The organism is Streptomyces alkaliterrae, from assembly GCF_007097205.2.
In the GTDB taxonomy this organism is placed as follows: domain Bacteria; phylum Actinomycetota; class Actinomycetes; order Streptomycetales; family Streptomycetaceae; genus Streptomyces; species Streptomyces alkaliterrae.
The window spans coordinates 1-3,084 of the sequence record NZ_VJYK02000453.1 but is presented as its reverse complement, the minus strand read 5'-3'; the positions used below and the strand labels follow the sequence as shown (position 1 = coordinate 3,084).

Annotated in this window: 1 protein-coding gene; it reads left to right on the top strand. The window is 76.4% G+C overall.

Annotated features, from left to right (window positions below; genetic code table 11):
* Positions 1–185: 185 nt before the first annotated feature.
* Positions 186–2,894, top strand: coding sequence for a helix-turn-helix transcriptional regulator (locus FNX44_RS25455; protein ID WP_143651336.1), 2,709 nt, complete (start codon positions 186–188; stop codon positions 2,892–2,894).
* Positions 2,895–3,084 lie beyond the last annotated feature (190 nt).

The following is a 3,084-nucleotide window of genomic DNA, read 5'->3' as shown; positions in this document are numbered from 1 at the left end:
GGCTTCCGTCCTGCGGGAGATGGGGGCGACGCTCGCGCGTGCCGCCGCGTGCCGCCGCGCGGCGGCACGCGCACGGCGCGCGGTGGTGGGGGATGGCTGCGATGCTGAAGGTGCGGGGAGCGCCCCGCCTCCGCACCGCCCACGTCTGGATGTGACCACCACCGGGGGTGAGCGCCTTGGTAGAGATGGGCGACAACGCTCGGGGACCGACCGTTCCGAGCTGGCCGCGCACCGATCCCCTCGGCGCCCCGCTGCTGCACACCCGGATCACCCCTCCGGTGCTCCCCCCGACCCACCTGCGGCGGCCCCGGCTGCTGCGCATGCTGGACGCGGCCCCGCACACCCCGCTGACGGTCGTGAACGGCCCGGCGGGCGCGGGCAAGAGCCTGCTGGCGGCTGACTGGGTGGCCGGCCTGGACCGGCCCGTCGCGTGGCTGAACGCGGAGGCCGAGGACCGGCGCCCCGGCGTTTTCTGGACCTATCTGCTGCACGCTCTCGACGGCTGCGGCAGCCCCGCGGCGGAGGCGGTCGGGGCCCCGGCGGACGCCGCCGACGTCGACCGGAGGCTGCTGGCGGCGCTGGCGGCCGACCTGGAGAGCCGCAGCGAGCCACTGGTCGTGGTGATCGACGAGTTCGATCGGGTGACCGGCCCGGAGGTCCCCGCGCAGTTGGAGTTCGTCCTGCGCCACGCCGGGGCGGGCCTCCGTCTGGTGCTCCTGGCCCGTGTGGAGCCGTTGTTGCCGCTGCACCGCTACCGGGCTGCGGGTGAGCTGGTCGAGATCCGCGCCGAGGATCTGGCGTTCGATGCGGCGGAGGCCGCCGCGCTGCTCGGGCTGCACGGGCTGAGCCTGCCGGCGGACGTGTGCCACGACCTGGTGGAGCGGACCCGGGGCTGGGCGGCCGGGCTGCGGCTGTGTGCCGTGGCGGCGGCGGGCACCTCGGATCCGGCGGTCTGTCTGAAGGAGTTCGAGGCGAACCGGAGCCCGGTGGCCGACTTCCTGTCGGCGGAGGTGCTGGCCCGGCAGCCGGCCGACGTCCAGGACGTCCTGCTGCGGTTGAGCGTCCTGGACCGGTTCTGCCCGGACCAGGCGAACGCGCTGACCGCGCGGCGGGACGCCGAGGCGCTGCTTGTCGGCCTGCACCGGGAGAACGCGTTCGTCGAGTACCTGGGCCATGCGTGGTACCGGTTCCATCCGCTCTTCGGCGAGATCCTGCGGGCGCACCTGCGTCTGCGGCGGCCCGGTCTGGAGCCCGACCTGCACCGGCGGGCCGCTCACTGGCTGCGACGGTCGGGAGATCTTCGGGCCGCGCTGGCGCACGGCGCAGCCGCCGGCGAGTGGGACTTCGCCGCGGAGACGCTGGTCGGTGAACTGGCACTCGGGCAGTTGCTGACGGGGCTGCGTGCGACGGATCTCAGCGAGCTGTTCTCGGGAATGGAGCCCGGGGCGACAAGCCCGGCGGCGGACCTCGTCAGGGCCGCGCTCGACCTCGCCCGGTGCGACGTCCGGCACGGGACGTCCCGCCTGCGGCGTGCCGAGGCGCGGCTGACCGCCCCGGACCGGACCGAGGCGGCCCGGCCCGACGCCGTCCCGGAGCCCGTGCCCGAGACGGCGGCGCGGCTCGGCTGCGCGCTGCTCGAGGTGCTGACCGCCCGGCTGACGGGCTCCCCCGACCAGGCCGAGGAGGCGGCTGAGGCCGCCGACGGACTGCTCCGGGAGCTGCCCCGGCCGCTGGTCGAGAAGCATCCGGAGATGACCGCGCTGCTCCTCACCCACCTGGGTTCGGCACGGCTGTGGGCCGGACGCTTCGAGGAGGCGGGCATGGCGCTCGGCGCGGCCGCGAAGGGGCCGGGTGGTGCTTCGACCGCGCTGCCGCGGGAGGACTCGGTCGGCCACCTGGCGCTGATCGACCTCCTCGACGGCTGGCCTGGAAGGGCTGAGCGCCGGGTACTGGCCGGTGCGTCCGAGGCGGAGCGGTTCAGCCTGCCCGAGGAGTCGCGCCCTCCTGTCGGGCGGCTGGTCCTGGCCGCCGTGGCGGTCGAACGTCACGAGCTGGGACGGGCGCGGGAGCTGCTGGACGAGACCGCCCGGTCCCGCTCCTCCTCCGAGGACCCGGTGGCGGCGGCCGAACAGGCCCTCGTCACCGCCCGGCTGCTGCTGGGCCGCGGCAGGGCGCGCGACGCGGCGCGGGCGGCCGGGTGGTCCTCGTCCGCGGCGACGGAGTCGCCCTGGGTGACCAGTCACCGGTCGTTGGTGAGGGCCGCCGGCCATCTGTCCGAGGGGCGGCCGGAGGACGCGGTCCGGGTGCTCGCCGAGGTAACGCAGGAGGGTCCGATGGCGGCGGCGGAGGCCGCGGGGGTGCTGGCGGCGGCGGGGCGCGCGGCGTGGGCGGTCGAACTGCTCGACGGCCTCGACGGGACGCGGCGCGGCGGGCCGGCGGTGACGGTCCGCGCGGCGCTCGCGCGGGCTCGGATCGCGCGGGACGCCGGGGACGTGGGCGCGGCCCGGCGACTGGTCGCCCATGCGCTTCTGGCGGCGCGTGGTGATCGGCTGCGACGTCCGTTCCTCGACGCCCGCCCGTGGATCCGTCCGCTGCTGGCGACCCCGTCGGCACGGGAGCTGGCGGCGGGCTGGCTCTCCTCGGAAACGGCGCCGGCCGGCGGGTCACCCGGCGGCGGGGCGGAACCGTTGCCGCCGGTCCTGGAGGAGCTGAGCGGGCGCGAGGTCGAGGTGCTGCGGCGGCTGGCGGGGTTGATGTCCACCGAGGAGATCGCCGCCGATCTGTACGTCTCGGTCAACACGGTGAAGACCCATCTGAAGGGCGTCTACCGGAAGCTCGCCGTGCACCGCCGCACCGACGCGGTCCGGCGAGCGCGGGACCTCGGCCTGCTGTGAGCGCGGGCGCACAGCCGTGGGGCGGCCGGTCACAGGCCTCCCCCGCCACGGGTGAGGTGGGGATGGGCGGTCTCGGATGCCATGGAATGGACGGCGGGAGCCCCGCCGCCCGCCGTCGGCGGGGCGTGACCCGCAACCTGCCGAGAGCGCGGGGCGGAGGAGGGAGCGATGAGCCGGGGCGGACGGGCCG

What these genes read in the sequence shown, in the direction of transcription:
- FNX44_RS25455 (WP_143651336.1), top strand. Translation starts at nt 186, where the DNA reads ATGGGCGACAACGCTCGGGGACCGACCGTTCCGAGCTGGCCGCGCACC.